16 protein-coding genes are annotated in these 19,965 nt (G+C 65.5%); 11 read left to right on the forward strand and 5 right to left on the reverse strand.

Annotated elements, in window-relative coordinates; translation table 11 throughout:
• Window positions 1-253: 253 nt before the first annotated feature.
• Window positions 254-496, reverse strand: a complete 243-nt coding sequence (locus ACIBG0_RS37395; protein ID WP_397039539.1) for a hypothetical protein — start codon at window positions 494-496, stop codon at window positions 254-256.
• A gap of 85 nt (window positions 497-581) precedes the next feature.
• Here ACIBG0_RS37395 and ACIBG0_RS37400 point away from each other — a divergent pair, with 85 nt between their 5' ends.
• Window positions 582-1,016: a nitroreductase family deazaflavin-dependent oxidoreductase gene (locus tag ACIBG0_RS37400; protein WP_397039540.1), complete on the forward strand. Its 435-nt coding sequence runs from the start codon at window positions 582-584 to the stop codon at window positions 1,014-1,016.
• Window positions 1,017-1,091: 75 nt separating this feature from the next.
• Window positions 1,092-2,450, forward strand: a complete 1,359-nt coding sequence (ilvA, locus tag ACIBG0_RS37405; protein WP_397039542.1) for a threonine ammonia-lyase IlvA — start codon at window positions 1,092-1,094, stop codon at window positions 2,448-2,450.
• A gap of 185 nt (window positions 2,451-2,635) precedes the next feature.
• Here the strand turns inward: ilvA and ACIBG0_RS37410 are convergent, their stop codons facing one another.
• Both ACIBG0_RS37410 and treZ read right to left on the reverse strand, forming a co-directional pair.
• The gene (locus tag ACIBG0_RS37410) at window positions 2,636-3,886 is read right to left on the reverse strand and encodes a serine hydrolase domain-containing protein (RefSeq protein ID WP_397039544.1); all 1,251 of its coding nucleotides are present in this window, start codon (window positions 3,884-3,886) and stop codon (window positions 2,636-2,638) included.
• Between the two features lie 99 nt (window positions 3,887-3,985).
• Window positions 3,986-5,710: a malto-oligosyltrehalose trehalohydrolase gene (treZ, locus tag ACIBG0_RS37415; protein WP_397039546.1), complete on the reverse strand. Its 1,725-nt coding sequence runs from the start codon at window positions 5,708-5,710 to the stop codon at window positions 3,986-3,988.
• 109 nt (window positions 5,711-5,819) lie between these two features.
• On the opposite strand from treZ, the gene ACIBG0_RS37420 reads away from it, so the two are divergent.
• From ACIBG0_RS37420 to ACIBG0_RS37430, 3 genes are all read left to right on the forward strand, one after another.
• On the forward strand, window positions 5,820-6,434 hold the full coding sequence (locus tag ACIBG0_RS37420; protein ID WP_397039548.1) for a class I SAM-dependent methyltransferase: 615 nt from the start codon (window positions 5,820-5,822) through the stop codon (window positions 6,432-6,434).
• A 48-nt stretch (window positions 6,435-6,482) separates the two neighbouring features.
• On the forward strand, window positions 6,483-7,055 hold the full coding sequence (locus ACIBG0_RS37425) for a TetR/AcrR family transcriptional regulator (RefSeq protein WP_397039550.1): 573 nt from the start codon (window positions 6,483-6,485) through the stop codon (window positions 7,053-7,055).
• A 193-nt stretch (window positions 7,056-7,248) separates the two neighbouring features.
• Complete coding sequence (locus tag ACIBG0_RS37430) at window positions 7,249-8,448, forward strand: Cmx/CmrA family chloramphenicol efflux MFS transporter (RefSeq protein ID WP_397039553.1); 1,200 nt, start codon at window positions 7,249-7,251, stop codon at window positions 8,446-8,448.
• A 594-nt stretch (window positions 8,449-9,042) separates the two neighbouring features.
• Here ACIBG0_RS37430 and dnaE read toward each other — a convergent pair.
• Together dnaE and ACIBG0_RS37440 are read right to left on the reverse strand one after the other, a co-directional pair.
• Entirely contained in the window at window positions 9,043-12,594 is a 3,552-nt protein-coding gene (gene dnaE / locus ACIBG0_RS37435) for a DNA polymerase III subunit alpha (protein ID WP_397039555.1), read from the reverse strand.
• A 215-nt stretch (window positions 12,595-12,809) separates the two neighbouring features.
• Window positions 12,810-13,208 (reverse strand): DUF3052 domain-containing protein, encoded by a 399-nt coding sequence (locus tag ACIBG0_RS37440; RefSeq protein WP_397039557.1) that lies wholly within the window; start codon window positions 13,206-13,208, stop codon window positions 12,810-12,812.
• A gap of 152 nt (window positions 13,209-13,360) precedes the next feature.
• On the opposite strand from ACIBG0_RS37440, the gene ACIBG0_RS37445 reads away from it, so the two are divergent.
• The 6 genes from ACIBG0_RS37445 (at window position 13,361) to ACIBG0_RS37470 (ending at window position 19,947) form a co-directional block, all read left to right on the forward strand.
• Complete coding sequence (locus tag ACIBG0_RS37445) at window positions 13,361-14,560, forward strand: histidine kinase (RefSeq protein WP_397039559.1); 1,200 nt, start codon at window positions 13,361-13,363, stop codon at window positions 14,558-14,560.
• Window positions 14,561-14,717: 157 nt separating this feature from the next.
• Complete coding sequence (locus ACIBG0_RS37450; RefSeq protein WP_397039562.1) at window positions 14,718-15,515, forward strand: LytR/AlgR family response regulator transcription factor; 798 nt, start codon at window positions 14,718-14,720, stop codon at window positions 15,513-15,515.
• Window positions 15,512-15,877 carry a hypothetical protein gene (locus ACIBG0_RS37455; protein ID WP_397039565.1) on the forward strand — a complete coding sequence of 122 codons (366 nt, stop codon included), beginning with the start codon at window positions 15,512-15,514 and terminating at the stop codon, window positions 15,875-15,877. The genes ACIBG0_RS37450 and ACIBG0_RS37455 overlap by 4 nt, the downstream gene beginning before the upstream one ends.
• Window positions 15,878-16,059: 182 nt before the next feature.
• On the forward strand, window positions 16,060-17,811 hold the full coding sequence (locus ACIBG0_RS37460; RefSeq protein ID WP_397039601.1) for a cation acetate symporter: 1,752 nt from the start codon (window positions 16,060-16,062) through the stop codon (window positions 17,809-17,811).
• 139 nt (window positions 17,812-17,950) lie between these two features.
• Window positions 17,951-18,313, forward strand: a complete 363-nt coding sequence (locus ACIBG0_RS37465; RefSeq protein ID WP_397039567.1) for a DUF485 domain-containing protein — start codon at window positions 17,951-17,953, stop codon at window positions 18,311-18,313.
• Complete coding sequence (locus tag ACIBG0_RS37470) at window positions 18,310-19,947, forward strand: cation acetate symporter (protein WP_397039570.1); 1,638 nt, start codon at window positions 18,310-18,312, stop codon at window positions 19,945-19,947. The genes ACIBG0_RS37465 and ACIBG0_RS37470 overlap by 4 nt, the downstream gene beginning before the upstream one ends.
• The last annotated feature ends 18 nt before the right edge of the window (window positions 19,948-19,965 follow it).

Below are 19,965 nucleotides of genomic sequence, written 5' to 3' on the forward strand. Positions count from 1 at the left end.
ACTCATCGGGTTCGGTGCCTGGGGTGGTTTGGCGGCCTGTGATTTCGCCGGGGTGATGGTGGGTGCGTTGAGTGCCGTACCCGGCTTACCTTCCGCGGTCAGGTGGACTGGCCTGCGGCTTCCAGCGTGTGGACTGGCTGTGGTTGCGTTTGGGCGTACTTTGTCGAGGGGAGTCGAATTGGTTTCGAGCAACTATTTGGGTAAGAGCCACTCACCTCACCTCACTCAGCTCGGCCGCCAAGTGCCACTCACCTCAGCTCGACGGCAAAGTGCGCACTGTCTGCGCCCGGTGGTGCGCGCCGACTTGCCCGAAAACCCAGCGGCCGGTTCCGACCCCGGCGGCGACCAGGACCGCGATCTGCAGCGACCCGATGATCAGCGCGAGGAGCAGGCAGATGACCAGAGCGAGGGCGATCGCCTCGAGTTTGTATATCGGCCACGCGCTGCCAGCGATATCTATCACCGTGCGGCGGGCCGGAAGGGGGACCACTGCCATGTTGTCAGGGTACACGGATCACGAAGTTCGGAGTACCTAACACTTGCGCGGGAACAGAGGCGGGCTTCGCGTTGTTGCGGTTGTCATGCCATTGACAGGTGAGTACGCACCGAGCACATCCGATTGGGCCCGTGAGCAGGCCGAACTGATCGAGAATTCCGGCGGCACCGAGGGCCTTACCTTGCAGGGCAAGCCCGTCATCGTCCTGACCACCAAGGGCGCGAAGACCGGGCTGCTGCGCAAGACCGCGCTCATGCGGGTCGAGCACGACGGGGAATACGCGGTCGTCGCCTCACTGGGCGGCGCGCCGAAGCATCCCGTCTGGTACTGGAATATCAAGGCGGAGCCGCATGTCGAGCTGCGTGACGGCACCGTGACCAAGGACTACACCGCGCGCGAGGTCTTCGGCGAGGAGAAGGCCCTGTGGTGGGCGCGGGCGGTCGAGGTCTGGCCCGATTACGCGAACTACCAGACCAAGACGACCCGTGAGATTCCGGTTTTCGTCCTGACTCCGCGGTAGCTCCGGCCGGGAAATCGCTCGTCCGAAGCCCACCCGACGCGTCCGCCCGACGCGGCGGGTGGCACCATAACTCGCGTGTCCAAGCCGCTCGAGCTTCTCGACGATCAGTCCACCTCTCGTCCCGCGCTGACCGCGGACGAGATCGACGCCGCCGCCAAGCGAATTGCCGACATTATCGAGCCCACCCCGCTGCAGCACAGTCCCCGGCTATCCGCGCTGACCGGAGCGCAGGTCTACCTCAAGCGCGAAGACCTCACCGCCGTGCGCTCCTACAAGCTGCGCGGCGCCTATAACCTGATCGTGCAGCTCAACGATTCCGAGCGGGCCGCAGGCGTGGTCGCGGCCAGCGCCGGCAATCATGCCCAGGGCGTGGCCTTCGCCTGCAATGCGATGGGGATCAAGGGCCGCATCTACGTACCGACCACCACGCCGAAGCAGAAGCGCGACCGCATCCGGGTGCACGGCGGCGAGTTCGTCGAGCTGATCGCGATCGGGGAAACCTATGACGCCGCCGCCGCGGCCGCCGTCGAGGACGTCGAGCGCACCGGCGCGACCATGGTGGCGCCGTTCGACGATCCGCGCACCGCGGCGGGACAGGGCACCATCGCGCCCGAATTCCTGGAACAGCTCGGCGGCAGGACCCCCGATCTGGTGGTGATCCCGGTCGGCGGCGGTGGTTGTCTAGCGGGCATCGGCACCTACCTGCGCGAGCGCTCGCCGAGCACCGGCATCCTCGGTGTGGAACCGGCGGGTGCGGCCTCCATGACCGCCGCACTGGTCGCAGGCGGCCCGGTGACGCTGCCGGAGATCGATCCCTTCGTCGACGGCGCCGCGGTGCGCCGGATCGGCCAGCTGCCCTATGCGGCGGTCGCCGGATTCGGCAGCCGGGTGGTCTCACACGGCTCGCTGCCGCTGCTGACCGCGACCGAATCACCAAGGGGCGCGGGCGCTTTCCGCATGATGCAGGTCGACGAGGGCGCGATCTGCACCACGATGCTCGAGCTGTACCAGAACGAGGGCATCATCGCCGAACCCGCGGGCGCGCTGTCGGCGACGGCTCTGGCCGAAATCGCCATCGAACCCGGTTCGACGGTGGTGTGCCTGGTATCCGGTGGCAATAACGATGTCTCCCGCTACGGCGAGATCATCGAGCGCTCGCTGGTGCACCGCGGTCTCAAGCACTACTTCCTGGTGGATTTCCCGCAGGAGCCGGGCGCACTGCGGCGCTTCCTCAACGAGGTGCTCGGTCCCGACGACGACATCACCCTGTTCGAATACGTCAAGCGCAATAACCGGGAAACCGGCGCCGCGCTGGTCGGTATCGAACTCGGTGCGCGGGAGGGACTCGGCGCACTGCTGCAGCGGATGGAAGAGTCGCCGATCCAGTGCGAGCGGTTGGAACCCGATTCCCCGGCCTACCGCTACCTCACCTGAGCGCCACCTTGATCCGAACCGGCCGCGCGGACGCTGTCCGCGCGGCCGGTTTGTGCAGAATTCCAGCCATCCGGAACCCTCGAACAACCGCCGGAATCGCCACATAGGCAGAATCACAGTGCCGAGAGAATAGCCAGTGCCAGCCGCCGAAATCCCGGCGCTGGCAAGTGCTGGCGGATCGTGGATTACGCGGCTTCAGGCGTCTCGATCACGGGAGCCATCCGGCGGGTAGCGCGCAGGCCCGTCATGACCATTGGCAACAGCCAACCCGCCGCGGCCTGGTCGAAGCTCAGCTGCGCGGCCGATAGGCGATTGTGCACGAATCCGACGGAGAGGCCGAGGCGAGGCTCGGCCCAGCCGAAGCAGCCGCCGAGGCCGATATGACCGAAGCCGCCGTATGCACCCGGCATCGGCAGGGAATGGTAACCGAGGCGCCAGAGCATAGGGGCATAGAACAGGGCGCGGTCGAGCCGGTAGCTCCGAATTCGACTGAGTGCCTTGATGGTTTGTGGCGACAGGTACGGTACGCCGCCCGCCACACCGCCGTTGGCCAGCGCACCGTACATGGTGGCCAGGGCGGGCGCGGTGCAGACGCCATTGCCCGCACCGAGTTCGGTATCGAGGATCCGCGGGAGTTCGCCCTCCAGTATGGTCTCCAGTCCGGGCAGGAAAAGGCAGCGCGCGGCCGCACCTAACGCACCGGGCAGGCCATAGCTGCGCCCCAAAACCCTTGTGCTGACCGGCTTTCCGATCAGACTGAGCTGGGAACCAGCCAGTGGCGCATAGGCGGTCGACGATTGCGCTGACGGCCTGCCCAGGTGCAGTCCGTCGATGCCGAGCGGCTCGGCGACCTCGGTGCGGAACAGCTCCGCCATCCCCTGTCCGGTAATCGCGCGGGCCAATCCGGCCAGCAGCCAACCGAAGGTGAGTGCGTGATAGGCCGGGGTGCCGAGCAGACGATCGGGTTTCGCGGCGGCTAGCCGCTGCTCCATCAACTGGTGGTCGAGCACATCCTCCAGTCCGGCCGCGATCGGATTGAGGCCACCGAGTCCGGCACTGTGCGTCATCACTTGACGAATGGTGATGCCGCCCTTGCCGTTCTGGCCGAACTCCGGCCAGTACTCGGCCATCGGCGCTTCATAGTCGAGCAGACCGCGATCGGCCAGCCGGTGGATGACCGTCGCGGTGATGCCCTTGGTGGCGGAGAAGATGATCGCGCCGGTGTCGTGGCTCCATGGCTTGTCACCCGCGCTGCCGGTCCAGATATCGACCAGCGGCTCACCATGCAGATGTACGGCCAACGCGCCGCCCGCCCCCCGACGGCGCCCGAAAACCTTCGCGAATGCGCGTACCAATGGTGCGAATTCGGCGGCGGCGCTGCCACCCATCCCATCGGGGAGATTCGCTAGATCCCCGGGTGAAGCCACGTTGCTCATATTCCCAAGGTAATGGCGCTGGTCACACTCGGCAATATTGTGTCTCGGACAGTAACATTCGGCGGGTTTTCGGCCACCGCGGTCCGACCTGGGGTTCGACTATGCGCCCGCGAGTATCACGAACGAATGGCCGGGTATCTGCGTCGCGGAAACGCCTTCGGTCGCGGGTTCCCACGACAGCAGCGAAAGACCAACAATCGGCACGCTGACCTGGTCTTCGGCGAGATTACACAGCAAAATCAGCGAGCCGCGGCGCACCGCGATCCAGCGGGCATTCTCGTCGAAGTCGACAGAAAGATGGGTGAGCCACGGGTCCGTTATTTCGGGCCGCTCGCGTCGCAAACCGATCAGCTTTCTATAACAGGACAGCAGCCGCGCGTGGCGATCCACTTCGAGTTCCGACCAATCCAGCTGGGATCGGAGGAACGTTTCGGGGTCCTGCGGGTCCGGAATCTCGTCACTGTCCCAGCCGTGTTCGGCGAATTCCTCCTTGCGGCCGGTGGCGGTCGCGGCCGCGATCACCGGATCGGTATGCGAGGTGAAGAACTGGAACGGGGTGCGCGCGCCCCACTCCTCTCCCATGAACAGCATGGGCGTGTACGCCGAGAACAGCACCAACGCGGCCTTGATCGCCAGCTGTCCGTCGGTTAGGTAGGCGCTGGGACGGTCACCGATCGCCCTGTTGCCGATCTGATCGTGGGTGCAGGTGTAGGCGAGCAAGGCGCTCGCCGGGATGAGTCGAGTGTCGATCGGACGGCCGTGGATACGACCACGGAAGCTGGAATACGTTCCGGCGTGGAAGAATCCGCGCGTCAGTGTCTGGGCAAGACAGCGCAGCGAACCGAAATCGGCATAGTAGCCCTGACGTTCACCGGACACCGCGGTGTGCACCGCGTGGTGCAGGTCGTCGTTCCATTGGCCGGTCAGGCCGTAACCACCCGCCGCGCGCGCAGTGATGAGCCGCGGATCGTTGAGGTCACTCTCCGCGATCAACGTCAGCGGCCTACGCACATGTGCGGCGAGGGATTCGGTGTCGGCGGCCAATTCGGCGAGCAGATGGGTAGCGGTGCGATCGACGAGTGCGTGCACCGCATCCAGGCGCAGTGCGTCGATATGGAAATCGCGCAGCCAGCGCAGGGCGTTCTCGATGATGAAGCGGCGCACCGGATCCGAGGCGGGCCCGTCGAGATTGAGACTCTGCCCCCAGGTATTGCGCCCCTCGGTCAGGTAGGGCGCGAACCGCGGCAGGTAGTTGCCGGAAGGGCCGAGATGGTTGTAGACGACATCGAGGGCGACCGCCAAACCCTTTGCGTGGCAGGCATTCACGAAGCGCTGCAAACCATCGGGTCCGCCGTAGGGCTCGTGCACCGCATACCAGAGCACACCGTCGTAACCCCAATTGTGACTGCCGTCGAAGGCATTGACCGGCATCAACTCGACCATGGTTATGCCGAGTTCGACGAGGTGGTCCAGGCGCTCGACGGCCGCGTCGAAGGTGCCCTCGGGGGTGAAGGTGCCCAGATGCAGTTCGTAGATGATCGCACCCGCCAGCGGGCGACCGGTCCAGTGCGCATCGGTCCATCCGGCCGGATCGAGGGCGTGTACCGCCGAGCGGCCGTGCACGCCGTCGGGCTGGCGCGCCGAGCGCGGGTCGGGCAAGACGGTCGGATCGTCGTCGAGCAGGAAGCCGTAGCGCGTGCCAGGTACGGCGAGCACTTCGGCCCGCCACCAACCGTCGCCGGAACTGGTCATCGGATGTACGGCGCCATCGACCTCGATACGCACCCGTTCCGGTCTCGGGGCCCACACCTCGAACAAGGTCACCGAGCCAGCATCGCATGTCGCCGGTCATGCGGCCCGTCGACATCGGAAGGCGCCCTTTTCGACCAGCTGGCCATTGCCTGTGGCGCGCGGCCCCTGACAGAGTGATGGGATGGGCATCTACAACGATCAGGTCGTGCCGCGGCTGGTGAATCTGGTCTGCGGGGCCAAAATGAACAATCCGCAGCGTGAACGCGCGTGCGCGGGGCTGCACGGGCGTGTAATGGAAATCGGCTTCGGATCGGGCCTGAATATCCCCTTCTATCCGGCCGCGGTCGAGTCGGTCAGCGCCGTAGAGCCCGCCGACCTCGGCTGGCGTATGGCGGGTAAGCGCTTGGCCGAGGCCACCGTGCCGATCGAACGCGCCGGGCTCGACGGTCAGTCGCTGCCATTCGCCGATAACAGCTTCGACTCCGCACTCTCGACTTGGACGATGTGCACCATTCCGAATATCGCGGCCGCGCTGGCCGAGGTGCGCAGGGTGCTCGTCCCCGGCGGGACCCTGCATTTCGTCGAACACGGGCTCGCGCCGGATCCGGGCGTCCAGGCGTGGCAGCACCGGTTGAATCCCATCGAGAAGGCGATCGCGGGCGGCTGCAATCTCGATCGCGATATCCGCGGCACGGTCGAGAGCGCCGGATTCGAGATCCGCGAACTCGACGAGTTCTACGCGGACGGACCCAAGTTTCTCGCGGCGCTTTCGCTCGGAACAGCGGTCTCGCCGTAGCCAAGCCGATATTGGACTGATTAGTTCATAACATGCTAGCGTGAACCCATGGCACGACCCAGGGCATTCGACGAGGACCGGGCGGTGGACGCGGCCATGCGTACCTTCTGGTCCACGGGCTACGAGGGCACCTCGACCCAAGACCTCTGCGATGCAACAGGTTTGGGCCGCAGCAGTATCTACAATACCTTCACTAGCAAGCACGAACTGTTCGACCGGGCACTGCGGCGGTACATGAACAGCAAGAACGCCTCGATCTTCGAAGTGCTCGACGGCGACCTGCCCGCACGGGCGAAGATCCGGACGCTATTACGTCAGGCCATCGACGCACCGGCCGACGACCCCATCGGCTGCCTGGTGGTCAACTCGACGGTCGAGTTGGCACCGCGCGATCCAGCTGTGGCGGCGACATTGCGCGCCGACTTGGAGCGCAGGCTCGAAGCATTGACCGCGGTTATCCGAGCGGGTCAGCGGTCCGGCGAGATCGATGCGGGCAAAGACGCTCGCACGCTGGCCCATTTCGTGATCACCACGATCAGCGGTATGCGCGTCGCAGCGCGCGGGGGAGCCGATAAGGACACTCTGGAGGCCATCGCCACGACCGCATTGTGCGTGCTCTGACACCAATATCGGCCACCACCGACATTCACAGATCTGGTGAGGTAGCCGCCCACTAGCGCTACCGCCGCAACGTACTCTTTCGCGCGAACGTGGGGCAATAGCACGGACCCCGATGTTTCCAGCACGCCGACGCAAGCGCCGCATTTCCATGCCGCAATTTTGAACTGATCAATCCAAAACAAGAGAGGGTCTCATGCCGCTCGCCGTCTACGTACTCGGGCTATCGATATTCGCCCAGGGCACCTCGGAGCTGATGCTCTCCGGCCTGCTCACCCAAATGGCCGCCGACCTCGGCGTCTCGATCCCGCAAGCGGGCCTACTGATTTCGGCATTCGCACTGGGCATGCTGGTGGGCGCGCCAGCGCTGGCCGTAATCACCCTGCGCTGGCCACGCCGCACCGCACTGCTGACCTTCCTCGGGGTGTTCATCGCCGCGCATGTGGTGGCCGCGCTGACCCCGGGCTACTGGGTGCTCTTCGGAACAAGGGTGATCGGCGCATTCGTCTACGCGGGATTCTGGGCGGTCGCCGCGACCACGGCGCTGAGTCTGGTAGCGGAGAACACGCGCGGTCGGGCAATGAGTATTGTCGCGGGCGGGCTGACCGTGGCCACTATCGTCGGGCTCCCGGCGGGGACGGTGATCGGCCAGCATCTGGGCTGGCGGGCCGCGTTCTGGGCGGTCGCCATCCTGTCCGCGCTTGCCATGGCCGGGATAGCGGCGAAGATTCCCGGCGGACGTCCCGCCGAGGTGCCGAACCTGCGCCGCGAACTACGCACCATGATCAATCCGCGCCTCTGGCTGTCCTACGGCACCACCGCACTCTCGACCGGCGCGCTATTGGTGAGCTTCGCCTACCTCGGCGCGCTCCTGTCCCGCACCACCGCAATCGCGGAGAGCTGGATTCCCTTGGTGCTCACGCTGTACGGCATCGGCGCGCTGATCGGCATCACGGTCGGCGGACGGGCCGCGGATGCCCATCCCTTCCGCGTACTGACCATCGGCATGATCGGGTTGATCATCATCTCGGCAGTGCTGGCGCTGACCGCGACCATGCCCGCACCGGTCCTCATTCTCGTATTCCTATTGGGTGCCTTCGGATTCGCCACGAATCCGGCACTGAACACCCGAGTATTCGCATTGGCCGGGGCGGCACCAACCCTCGCGACCGCGGTCAACTTCTCCGCATTCAATGTCGGCATCACCGTCGGCCCGTGGCTCGGCGGCCTGGCCATCGGCGGCGGCCTCGGCTATCCCTCGGTCGCCTGGATCGGCGCTGCCCTCGCCGTCGCGGCACTGGCCACCGTCGCTTGGGCGGCCGCGCTACACCGCCGGGCACGGCAGGTTGACGCAGTCGGCCCAGCGGACCGGGCAATGTCAGAACTTACTGTCTGAACGCGTAGCTCCAAGTGGACGTCATCGGCTGGCTCGACGTGGTCCTCGCGGTCGAGGCACTGGCCACCATCGCTTGGGCAGCCGCGCTACACCGCCGAGCCCAGCACGCTGACGCAGTCGGCCCAGCGGATCGGGCAATGTCAGAACTTACTGTCTGAACGCGTAACGTCATCGGCGTGGTCCTCGCGGTCGAGGCACTGGCCGCCGTGGGTTGGGCGGCCGCGCTACACCGCCGGGGCCTACCAGATCGAGACGGTCAGCCCGGTGGATTGCGCCATCGTCGGACCCATGGTCCGAATGCGCACCATCACAACGCTTCTCGATCGGTCCCGGCCGACAGTGAATACCGCGCGGACTGCCCAATCTTCCCGTCGCCGCAACTGCCCGAACCCGTGCGGGTTCGGGCAGTTGGGCGCTTCGCCCTGTCCCAGGGACTGCTCGTCCCGCGCTCGGTTTCGCATCCGCTCGAGTTCGCGCCGAAACACGCCTGCTCTCCGATATGCGGCCGCTGGCGGCCGTCACGATACCGTCGAGGCGGGCGGCGGCCACACGAAACGGGCGCGAAGCCGCCGCAATCGATTCAGACGAACTGCATCAGCCCGCGAGGCAGCCTGGCCCGAGCAGGGCCTTCAGGTCGCCCATCAGGGCCGAGGACGGTGAAACCCGCAGGCTGTCATCCAATTTCCACAGTGACGTGTTGTCGCGCGCACCCACATGGCGGACGTGGACGTCCGCGGTGCCCGGATGCCTGGACAGGATGCGCTTGAGCTCGCCGATCTTGTCCGGTGTGCACAGACGCGTCGGCATGACGACCGCCAGCGGCTTGGCCACACCGATCGAGGAGAGGTCGGGGACGGCGAGATCGTTGGCGATCAAGGAGATTCGGTCATCACGTACCGATACCCTGGCCTTCACCAGTACGACCGCGTCTTCGACCACATCCGCGCCGTACACCGAATAGGCCTGCGGGAAGAACAAGACCTCGATACCACCGGTCAAATCCTCGATCTGCGCCGAGGCCCAGGCCAGACCGTTCTTATTGATGCGGCGGTTGACCGAGGCGAGGATGCCGCCGATGGTGACCTGGGTGCCGTCCTTGATATCACCTTCGAGAATGGCCGGAATCGCTGTATCCGCCTGTGCGGCAAGCACATGTTCGACGCCGTTGAGCGGATGTCCGGACACGTACAGGCCGAGCATTTCCCGCTCGAGCGCCAGCTTGTGCTTGGTCTCCCACTCGTCATCGGGCACCTTGACATTGAAGACGGAGGCCACTGATTCGTCGCCGTCATCGAGCCCGCCGAAGAGGTCGAATTGGCCGATCGCCTCCGCCTTCTTGGTGGACATCACCGCATCGATGGCATCGGAGTGCACCAGCAGCAGACCCTTGCGCGGATGTCCGAGCGAATCGAATCCGCCTGCCTTGATAAGGGATTCGGTCACCTTCTTGGTGCAGGCGATGGCGTCGATCTTGTTCAGGTAGTCCGAGAAATCGGTGAACTTCGACTTCTCCTTGCGCGCCTGGATGATCGAACTGACGACATTGGCGCCGACATTGCGCACCGCGCCCAGGCCGAAGCGGATGTCCTTACCCACCGAGGCGAAATTCATCTCGGATTCGTTGACATCCGGCGGCAGCACGGTGATGCCGAGGCGGCGGCAATCCGACAGGTAGACCGCGGCCTTGTCCTTATCGTCTCCGACGGAGGTGAGCAGGGCCGCCATATATTCGGCGGGATAGTTCGCTTTGAGATATGCGGTCCAGTAGGAGATCAGACCGTAGGCGGCGGCGTGCGATTTGTTGAACGCGTATCCGGCGAACGGAAGGATGGTGTCCCACAGCGCCTTGATGGCCGCCTTGGAATATCCGTTGGCCTGCATGCCCGCCTCGAAGCCCTCGAACTCCGCGGCCAGCACCTCGGCCTTCTTCTTACCCATCGCGCGGCGCAGAATATCTGCTCGACCGAGCGAGTACCCGGCCACTTTCTGCGCGACATGCATGATCTGCTCTTGGTAGACGATCAGGCCGTAGGTTTCGCCGAGGATCTCCTTGAGCGGCTCCTCCAACTCCGGATGGATCGGCTTGACTTCCTGCCGGTTGTTCTTGCGGTCGGCGTAGTCGTTGTGCGCGTTCATGCCCATCGGGCCGGGGCGATACAGCGCGCCGACGGCCACGATGTCCTCGAACGCGGTCGGCTGCATGCGGCGCAGCAGATCGCGCATGGGCCCACCATCGAGCTGGAAAACGCCGAGAGTGTCACCGCGGGAAAGCAATTCGTAGGTGCGCGAATCGTCGAGCGGCAACCGGTCCATATCCAGGTCGATACCGCGGTTGGCCTGGATATTCTCCAGCGCGTCGCCGATCACGGTCAGGTTGCGCAGACCGAGGAAGTCCATCTTCAGCAGGCCGATGGCCTCACACGACGGATAGTCCCAGCCGGTGATGAGCGCACCGTCCTGGGGCCGCTTCCAGACCGGGATCGCGTCGGTGAGCGGATCACAGGACATGATGACCGCACAGGCGTGCACACCCGCATTGCGGATCAGGCCCTCTAGACCGCGCGCGGTTTCGTAGATCTTGGCGACATCGGGATTGTTCGCGATGAGCTCGCGAACCTCGGCGGCCTCCTTGTACCGCTCGTGTTCCGGGTCGGTGATACCGGATACCGAGATGTCCTTGGCCATGATCGGCGGCGGCAGCGCCTTGGTGATCTGGTCGGCGATGGCGAATCCGGGCTGACCGAACAGCACGCGCGCCGAATCCTTGATGGCGGCCTTGGTCTTGATGGTGCCGAAGGTGATGACCTGCGCGACCCGGTCGGTGCCCCACTTCTCACTCGCGTAGCGGACCATCTCACCGCGGCGGCGATCGTCGAAGTCGATATCGATATCGGGCATCGATACGCGCTCGGGATTGAGGAAGCGCTCGAAGAGCAGACCGTGCGGAATCGGATCGATATTGGTGATACCGAGTGCGTAGGCGACCAGCGAACCGGCCGCGGAACCGCGGCCGGGGCCGACGCGGATGCCGACCTCGCGGGCGTGGTTGATCAGGTCACCGACGACGAGGAAGTAGGCCGGGAAGCCCATCTCCAGGATGACGCCGATCTCGTACTGGGCGCGGTCCAGATATTCCTGGGGCGCGCCGTCCGGGAAACGTCGCCGCAGTCCGAGGTCGACCTCGTGGCGCAGCCAGCTGGCCTGGTCGTGGCCGTCGGGCACCGGGAAGATCGGCATCCGGTCGCGGTGCTGCCACACCTCGTCATAAGACTGCACCCGCTCGGCGATCAGCAGGGTGGAATCGCAGGCGCCGGGCACCTCCATATCCCAGATCGCCCGCATCTCCTCCGCGGACTTCAGGTAGTAGCCGTCACCGTCGAACTTGAAACGCGTTGGGTCGCTGAGGGTTTTACCGGTCTGGATGCACAGCAGCGCCTCGTGGTTGGTCGAGGCATCCTTGGTGACGTAGTGGCAGTCGTTGGTGGCCAGCGGCCGGATCCCGAGCTTTTTGCCGATCTCGAGTAGACCCTCGCGGACCCGACGCTCGATGGACAGGCCGTGGTCCATGATCTCGAGGAAGAAATTGTCCGGACCGAAGATCTCCTGCCATTTGGCCGCGGCCTCCAGGGCCTCGCGGTCGTGGCCGAGGCGCAGCCGGGTCTGCACCTCACCCGAGGGGCAGCCGGTGGTGGCGATGATGCCCGCGGCGTGCTCGGCGATGATCTCCTCGTCCATGCGCGCCCACTTGCCGAGCTGCCCCTCCAGTGAGGCGAGCGAGGACAGCTTGAACAGGTTGTGCAGACCGGTCGCGTTCTCCGCGACCATGGTCATATGCGTGTAGGCGCCGGAACCGGAGACGTCGTCGCCCTTCTGGCTGGGATCGCCCCACTGCACGCGCTTGGTGTCGAACCGGGAACCCGGTGCGATGTAGGCCTCGATGCCGATGATCGGCTTGATATCGGCTTTCTTGGCGGAGTTGTAGAACTCGGACGCCCCGTACATATTGCCGTGGTCGGTCATCCCGACCGCGTTCATTCCCAGCCGTTTCGCCTCGGCGAAGAGCGGAGAGATTTTGGCCGCACCATCGAGCATCGAGTACTCGGTGTGGTTGTGCAGGTGAACGAACGATCCGGACGAGGCGGCCAAGACGGTCCTTCCTCCCAAGGTCTCGACGGGGGTTGGCCTAGCGATTCTAGGCACGTGGGTGTGACAAATTTCGGGAGGCACGCGCGCCGTCACGAGACGGCCCAGGAGGGTTCGGCGTGTCGGTGGTGAAGATCACCGGCGCGTCTCGAGCCACTCTATGGCGCTGTCCGTTTTCCGCGACAGCGGGGTGCCCTGCGGGCCGCTCCAGCCCTCGATCAAGCGCGCTTGCGCCAGACGAATTTCAAACCGGACCAATCGTTGTCGAGCGCCGCCACCTTCACATCCACGACGCCGATGGGGAGCAGCAACTGACGCAGATCGTTCTCGGCGATATCGCTGACGTGCCCGCCCGCCTTGCGCGGCCAAGCGATCCACAACATGGCCCCCTTGGCCAGTCCGGCGGCGAGATCCGGTGCCTCGTCGGCGAGTTCGGCATGGGTGCGGTAGAAGGCGAGCACCACCTCGGCCCGATCCGGCTGATCGGCGGCGATTTCCACTTCGGGCGGAAGGTCCGGGATCCGCCAGCCCGGCGCGGCATGAAGGAGTACCACTCGGTGGCCGGACTTGATGCCGAGTTTCTTGGCCAGAGGGGTTCCGGAATAGCCCGCGGTCATGGCACGACTGTATGCCGACAAGATGGCCAGGTGTTCGTCCGTTCGGGCTGGAGGGCGCGCATAGCTCGGCGCGGTCGACCACGCACTCGCCACGGACAGCGCCATAATCGGGCGATGGTATGGCAGCGGCAGAACCGGACAGCGGGTGCGCTGTGACCACCGCCGTTGTCGCGGTCGGTGTGGCAGGCGTGCTGATCGTCGGCGCCCTACTGGTGTGGTCTCGGACGCGCAGGGTGGTGACCACACCGGCCGAGCGGGCGGTCTACTCCGCGCTGCACACCGCATCGCTGGCCGCGCGCCCGTTGCGCCAAGGGCTCAACGATCGCTCCGCCCAGGAGGCCGCACCGCATCTTCGGATACTCACCGGAGCCGACGCGTTGGGGGTGGCCGATGCGGACGGCACATTGCTGGCGTGGGACGGGCCCCATTCGGATCTGGCCGAGCCCTTCGCCGATGCGGCCAGGCGGGCGGTGGCGACCGAGCGGCCGGTGCTGGTGTCAGGACCGGGTCGCAGTGAACATGCCGGGCGGACGCTGATCGCGCAGCCGCTGCTCATCGAAAATGCTGGGGTGGCAGGGGCTTTGGGGGTGGTAACCACCGCAAAGCCGGAACCAGGCCGCTTGGGGGCGGTCGCCGAGGTGGCGCGATATGCCTGCGGGCAGCTGGAATTGGCGGAATTGGACGCCTCGCGCGCCCGACTCGATCGGGCCGAGGTGCGCGCGTTGCGGGCCCAGATCAGCCCGCATTTCATCTACAACGCGCTCAATACGGTCGCGTCGTTTGTGCGTACCGATCCCGATCGGGCGCGCGAGCTGATCCTGGAGTTCGCCGACTTCACCCGATATTCCTTCCGTGCCGCGGGCGAATTCACGGTGCTCTCGGACGAACTGCGCAATATCGAGCGGTATCTGGCGCTGGAGCGCGCCCGGTTCGGCGATGCGTTGCAGGTGCGGTTGCAGATCGCACCGGAGGTACTCGGCGTCGTACTGCCATTCCTGGCGCTGCAACCCTTGGTGGAGAACGCGGTTCGGCACGGTTTGGCCGGGGCGACGCGCGGCGGCACGGTGACCATTGTCGCGGCCGACGCCGGTACCGACTGCGTGATCAGCGTCGAGGACGATGGCATCGGAATGGATCCGGATCTATTGCGCTCCGGTGCCCTCGACGCCATCGAAACCGGAACCGGCCCGGCGGGCTCGGGCGAAGCCGCCCATGTGGGCCTGGCCAACGTCGACGACCGCTTACGTGCCGCCTTCGGCAATGACTACGGTTTGATCGTGGAGACCGCCCCTGGTGCGGGCACCAAGGTCAGCCTCCGCGTGCCGAAATTCCGCGCGGGCATCCAGGCCTGACGACAGGTCACTTGGCACGGCACACGAATGCTCGTCGCTACGACTGCGCGATTTCACGTCTGCGCTGACAAACAAGCGCGTGGATTCAGTCCCGATTCAGCCCTGGTCCAGGTATCCCGGCCGACCGCGCAGGGGCTCCGCTTACCATGGAACGACTGTGACCCGGACCACCGACCAGTCCGCCGCCGCACTGCGCGTGCTCGCTGTGGACGACGAGAAACCCGCTCTGGACGAGCTGGTGTATTTGCTGCGCGCCCAGCCGGGGGTCGGTGAAATCCACGCAGCGAACGATGCGACCAGCGCACTGCGGCTGATGCGGGCGCATCCCATCGACGCGGTCTTCCTCGATATCAACATGCCCGGGCTGGACGGGATGGAACTGGCTGGCATCCTGTCCGAGTTCGCGAACCCGCCCGCTGTGGTATTCGTGACCGCCCACGATGACCAGGCGATCGCGGCCTTCGATCTGGGTGCGGTGGACTATCTGCTCAAACCACTGCGCGAGGCGCGATTGGCGGAGGCGGTGCGGCGGATCGTCACGTCACGCACCACACCGGCCCCTGCCGTCGCGGCACCGCGCACCGATCCCAATGAGGTGATTCCGGTCGAGCTCGGTGGGGTCACCACGCTGGTACACCGGTCGAGCGTGAGCTGGGTGGAGGCGGAGGGCGATTACGCCCGACTGCACACCAGCGGCGGCTCGCATCTGGTGCGGATTCCATTATCGGCGTTGGAATCCCGGTGGGAGAATGCGGGATTCCTGCGGGTGCACCGGTCTTATCTGGTGGCGCTGCGGTTGGTGACCGGGCTGCGCACGGTCGGCACCGCGACGGTGGTCCGGCTGCGGGCCGACGGCAATGCCGCGGCGGTGGAGTTGCCGGTCAGCCGTCGACAGGTGCGGGAGTTGAAGCAGCGGCTCGTACACGGGCCACGACAGCAGTGGACGAATCCGTGACCACTCCGCAGCGTCCGACCAGACAGCGCGTTGTGCTCGCCGAGCGCCGTGGCGCACGACGCGTGCGGACCCGCACGGAGGTGGTCGAGCAGACCGAGATCGGCGAGGCGCTGATCAGCGGTCTGATTCGGGCGCAGTTGGGGCTGGCGGTGCGGGTCGGGTTGGTCACGGTGCTCGTATTATGTTCGGTCCCAGTACTTTTCCGGCTCGGGTCGGTGGGATCGTTCGTTTTGCTCGGGGTGCGGCTGCCATGGTTGGCACTCGGTATTGCGGTATATCCGGTGCTGTACGGCGTCGGGCGGCTGTATGTCCGACTCGCCGAGCGCAATGAGCACGACTTCCTGGATTTGGCCGAGGACTGACAGATGCCCCGCGCAGCACGTCCAACTCACCCGCGCTCAGCCGGGTATGTACGCACCGCGTCCGGTCGTCCTGGGAGTAGTTCGGGCGACAGCGCCGAAAGCGGTTGTGGCGCTGCACAACCCGATGCTGCGCCCGGACTGTGCCTACCGGATACCGGAACGGATCGAGACGTGTCGTGAACATGGCGACGGCTCCCGCGCTCACCCTTTTCGCATTGCTGTTCGCCGCTCTCGCCACCGTCGCGATCGGCGTTTACGGTGTCCGTTTGGCGCGTACTACCTCCGACTTCCTGGTCGCATCACGCAGCGTGGGGCCACGCTGGAATGCGGCCGCGATCTCCGGCGAATACCTCTCGGCCGCTTCCTTTCTCGGTGTCGCGGGACTGATCGCGAAATACGGTGCGGACGCGCTCTGGTATCCGGTCGGGTTCACCGCCGGATATCTTGGACTACTGCTGTTCGTGGCCGCACCACTGCGCAGGTCGGGCGCGTATACGGTGCCCGATTTCGCGGAGTTCCGGCTCGGCTCGCTGCGGCTGCGCAGGCTGGCAGCGGTCGTGGTGGTGCTGATCTGCGGGGTGTATCTCATTCCGCAGTTCCAGGGGGCCGGGCTCACGCTGCACATCTTGCTGAATGTGCCGAAATGGGTCGGCGCGGTGGCGGTGGGCGCGATCATCATCGCGAATGTGGCCGGTGGCGGCATGCGATCGATCACGCTGGTCCAGGCCTTCCAGTATTGGCTGAAACTGACCGCGGTGGCGCTCCCGGCGATGGTGCTGCTCGGACATTTCCTGGCCGAGGATCGCGCACTCGGCACACCCGCTCCTCCGATGGTCACCGAACGCACCACCGTTGATGTCAGCACCGCGGTGGTAGTGCGCGTCGGTGCGCCGCAACAGGTTTCGATCACCGGGACGCTCGACGGTCGCCAGGTGGACGGCCCGGCCCCGCTCACCCCCGGCACACACGAATTGGCGGCGGGCACCGAACTGACCCTCGAGCCGGGCTCGGCCGTACCGGTGGTGGCCGGTGCGCCGACCGACGGTGCTGCCTGGCTGGCACCCGGCGGCGGATTCGGCGGCACCCACCCGACCTACCAGGTGTATTCGCTGATCATCGCCACGTTCCTGGGCACGATGGGACTACCACACGTGCTCGTGCGGTTCTATACGAATCCCGATGGACGCGCGGCGCGTACCACCGCGCTCGCGGTGATCGGCCTGGTAGGTGCGTTCTACCTCTTCCCCATTCTGCTGGGGGTTTTCGCGCGGCTGTATGTGCCGCAGCTGCTGATCACCGGAACCTCCGATGCCGCGGTCGTGTTGCTGCCCGGATCAGTGCTGGCTGGCCTGCCGGGACAACTGCTGGCGGCACTGGCCGCGGCGGGTGCGATCGCGGCGTTCCTTTCCACTTCGTCCGGACTGCTGGTCAGCATCGCGGGGGTGCTGAGTACGGATATGCTGCGCGGTCGGATTCGCGATTTCCGGGCTGCCGCGGTATTCGCTGGTGCTGTGCCCCTTGGTGTTTCGATCATGGTGGTGTCGCTGGATTTGTCCCGCACTGTCGCGCTCGCCTTTTCGGTGGCGGCCTCGACGCTGTGTCCGCTGCTGGTACTCGGTGTCTGGTGGCGTGGTCTGACGGCCAAGGGCGCGGCCACCGGACTGATCGCGGGTGGTCTGGCAGCGGGTGGCGCGACGGCGGTTTCGGTGACCGGCGGCATCTCCGACGAACTGGCGAACGGTTGGCTGGCGGCGGTCCTCAGCTATCCCGCGGCGCTCAGCGTACCGCTGGCATTCGCAGCGATGATCCTGGTCAGCGTGCTGACGCGCGGTCAGAGCGCCCGCACGGTTGGACGCATTTTCGTCCGGATGCACGCCCCCGAACGGCTCGGTATGGGCGCGGACCGAGAGCGCGCCATCGGGCTGAGCCGCTGACCGTTCGTCGCGGTCAGCCGACCGTTCACCGCACAAACCGACGCCTTCACAGAGTGATCCACGCCACATCATGAATCGCTCACGCGTCTCCCCTTATGGTCGGCGGATAGTAAGCCACGTCACACGCTAGGACCCCGCGATGACCAGTATCGACCTCGACAAAGACGGCACGCCGCCGCGGCGCACGCCGACGGCGCAGGATTTCGCCGCCGTCCAGTCGAGTCCCCAGTTCCAGGAATTGCGAAGCCGGTTGCGCCGCTTCATCTTTCCGATGACCGCACTGTTCCTGGTCTGGTACCTGAGCTATGTGCTGCTCGGCGCCTACGCGCACGACTTCATGGCCACCAAGGTCATCGGCGTTATCAACCTCGGCCTGCTGCTCGGCCTCGGGCAATTCGTCTCGACGTTCCTGATCACCTGGCTGTATGTCCGGTTCGCCAATAAGGAACTCGACCCGCGCGCCGCGTCGATCCGCAACTACCTCGAGGGAGACCAGGCGTGAGAACGCAATATCTGTCGGCCGCCGAGACCGTCGGCAATCCCGCCGCGAATATCGCCATTTTCGGCCTGTTCGTGGCGATCACGATGATCGTGGTGATCCGGGCCAGCCGCAATAACCGCACCGCCGCCGACTACTTCACCGGCGGCCGCGGCTTCTCCGGCCCGCAGAACGGCATTGCCATCGCGGGTGATTACCTTTCCGCCGCAAGCTTTCTCGGCATCGCGGGTGCCATCGCGGTATACGGCTACGACGGGTTCCTGTACTCGATCGGCTTTCTGGTGGCCTGGTTGGTCGCACTTCTGCTGGTCGCCGAAATGCTCAGGAACACCGGCAAATTCACCATGGCCGATGTACTGAGCTTCCGACTCAAGCAAGGCCCGGTCCGCACCGCCGCCGCACTGACCACGCTCGCGGTGTCGCTGTTCTATCTGCTGGCGCAGATGGCGGGCGCGGGCGGTCTGGTCGCACTGCTGCTCGATATCTCCGATAAAACCGGACAGAGCATCGTCATTGCCGTCGTTGGTGTGCTGATGATCGTGTACGTGCTGGTCGGTGGCATGAAGGGCACCACATGGGTGCAGATCATCAAGGCGGTGCTGCTCATTACCGGCGCGGCGCTGATGACGGTAATGGTGTTCGCCAAGTTCGGTTTCAACTTCTCCGACATTCTCGGCTCGGCACAGGACGCGGTGCACGGCTCGAAGTCCAAGGGAGTCGCCGCCCGTGACGTGCTCGCCCCCGGCGCCCAGTACGGCGGCAGCGCGACCTCCAAGCTGAACTTCGTCTCGCTCGGACTGGCGCTGGTGCTCGGCACCGCGGGTCTGCCGCATGTGCTGATGCGCTTCTACACCGTGCCGACCGCGAAAGAGGCGCGGCGCTCAGTGGTTTGGGCGATCGGCCTGATCGGCGCGTTCTACCTGTTCACCCTGGTACTCGGTTACGGCGCGGCCGCCATTGTCGGGCCAGATCGCATTCTGGCCGCGGCAGGCGGGCAGAATTCGGCGGCGCCGCTGCTGGCCTTCGAACTCGGTGGCGTCATCCTGCTCGGCGTTATTTCCGCGGTCGCCTTCGCCACCATCCTCGCGGTAGTCGCGGGTCTGACCATCACCGCATCGGCATCGTTCGCGCACGATATCTACGCCAGCGTGATCAAGAAGGGGCAGGTCGACGAGAACAAGCAGGTCAGGATTTCCCGGATCACCGCGGTGGTGATCGGTGCGCTGGCCATTGGGCTCGGCATCCTGGCCAACGGTCAGAACATCGCCTTCCTGGTGGCGCTGGCCTTCGCCGTCGCGGCCGCGGCGAATCTGCCGACCATCGTGTACTCGCTGTTCTGGAAGCGGTTCAACACCACCGGCGCCCTATTCAGCATGTACGGCGGCCTGATCTCGACCATTGTGCTGATCGTGTTCTCCCCCGCGGTATCCGGGACGAAGACCTCGATGATTCCCGGCTCGGATTTCGATTGGTTCCCGCTGTCGAATCCGGGAATCGTCTCCATCCCATTGGCTTTCGTACTCGGCGTGGTCGGCACCTTCCTCGGCGGGCGTACGTCGGAGGATCCAGCGAAGCAGGCCGAGATGGAGGTTCGTTCGCTCACCGGTGTCGGCGCGGAGAAGGCGGTCGTGCACTGACCGAATCCACCTTGCGGC

The organism is Nocardia sp. NPDC050630 (genome assembly GCF_044457245.1).
Lineage (GTDB): Bacteria > Actinomycetota > Actinomycetes > Mycobacteriales > Mycobacteriaceae > Nocardia.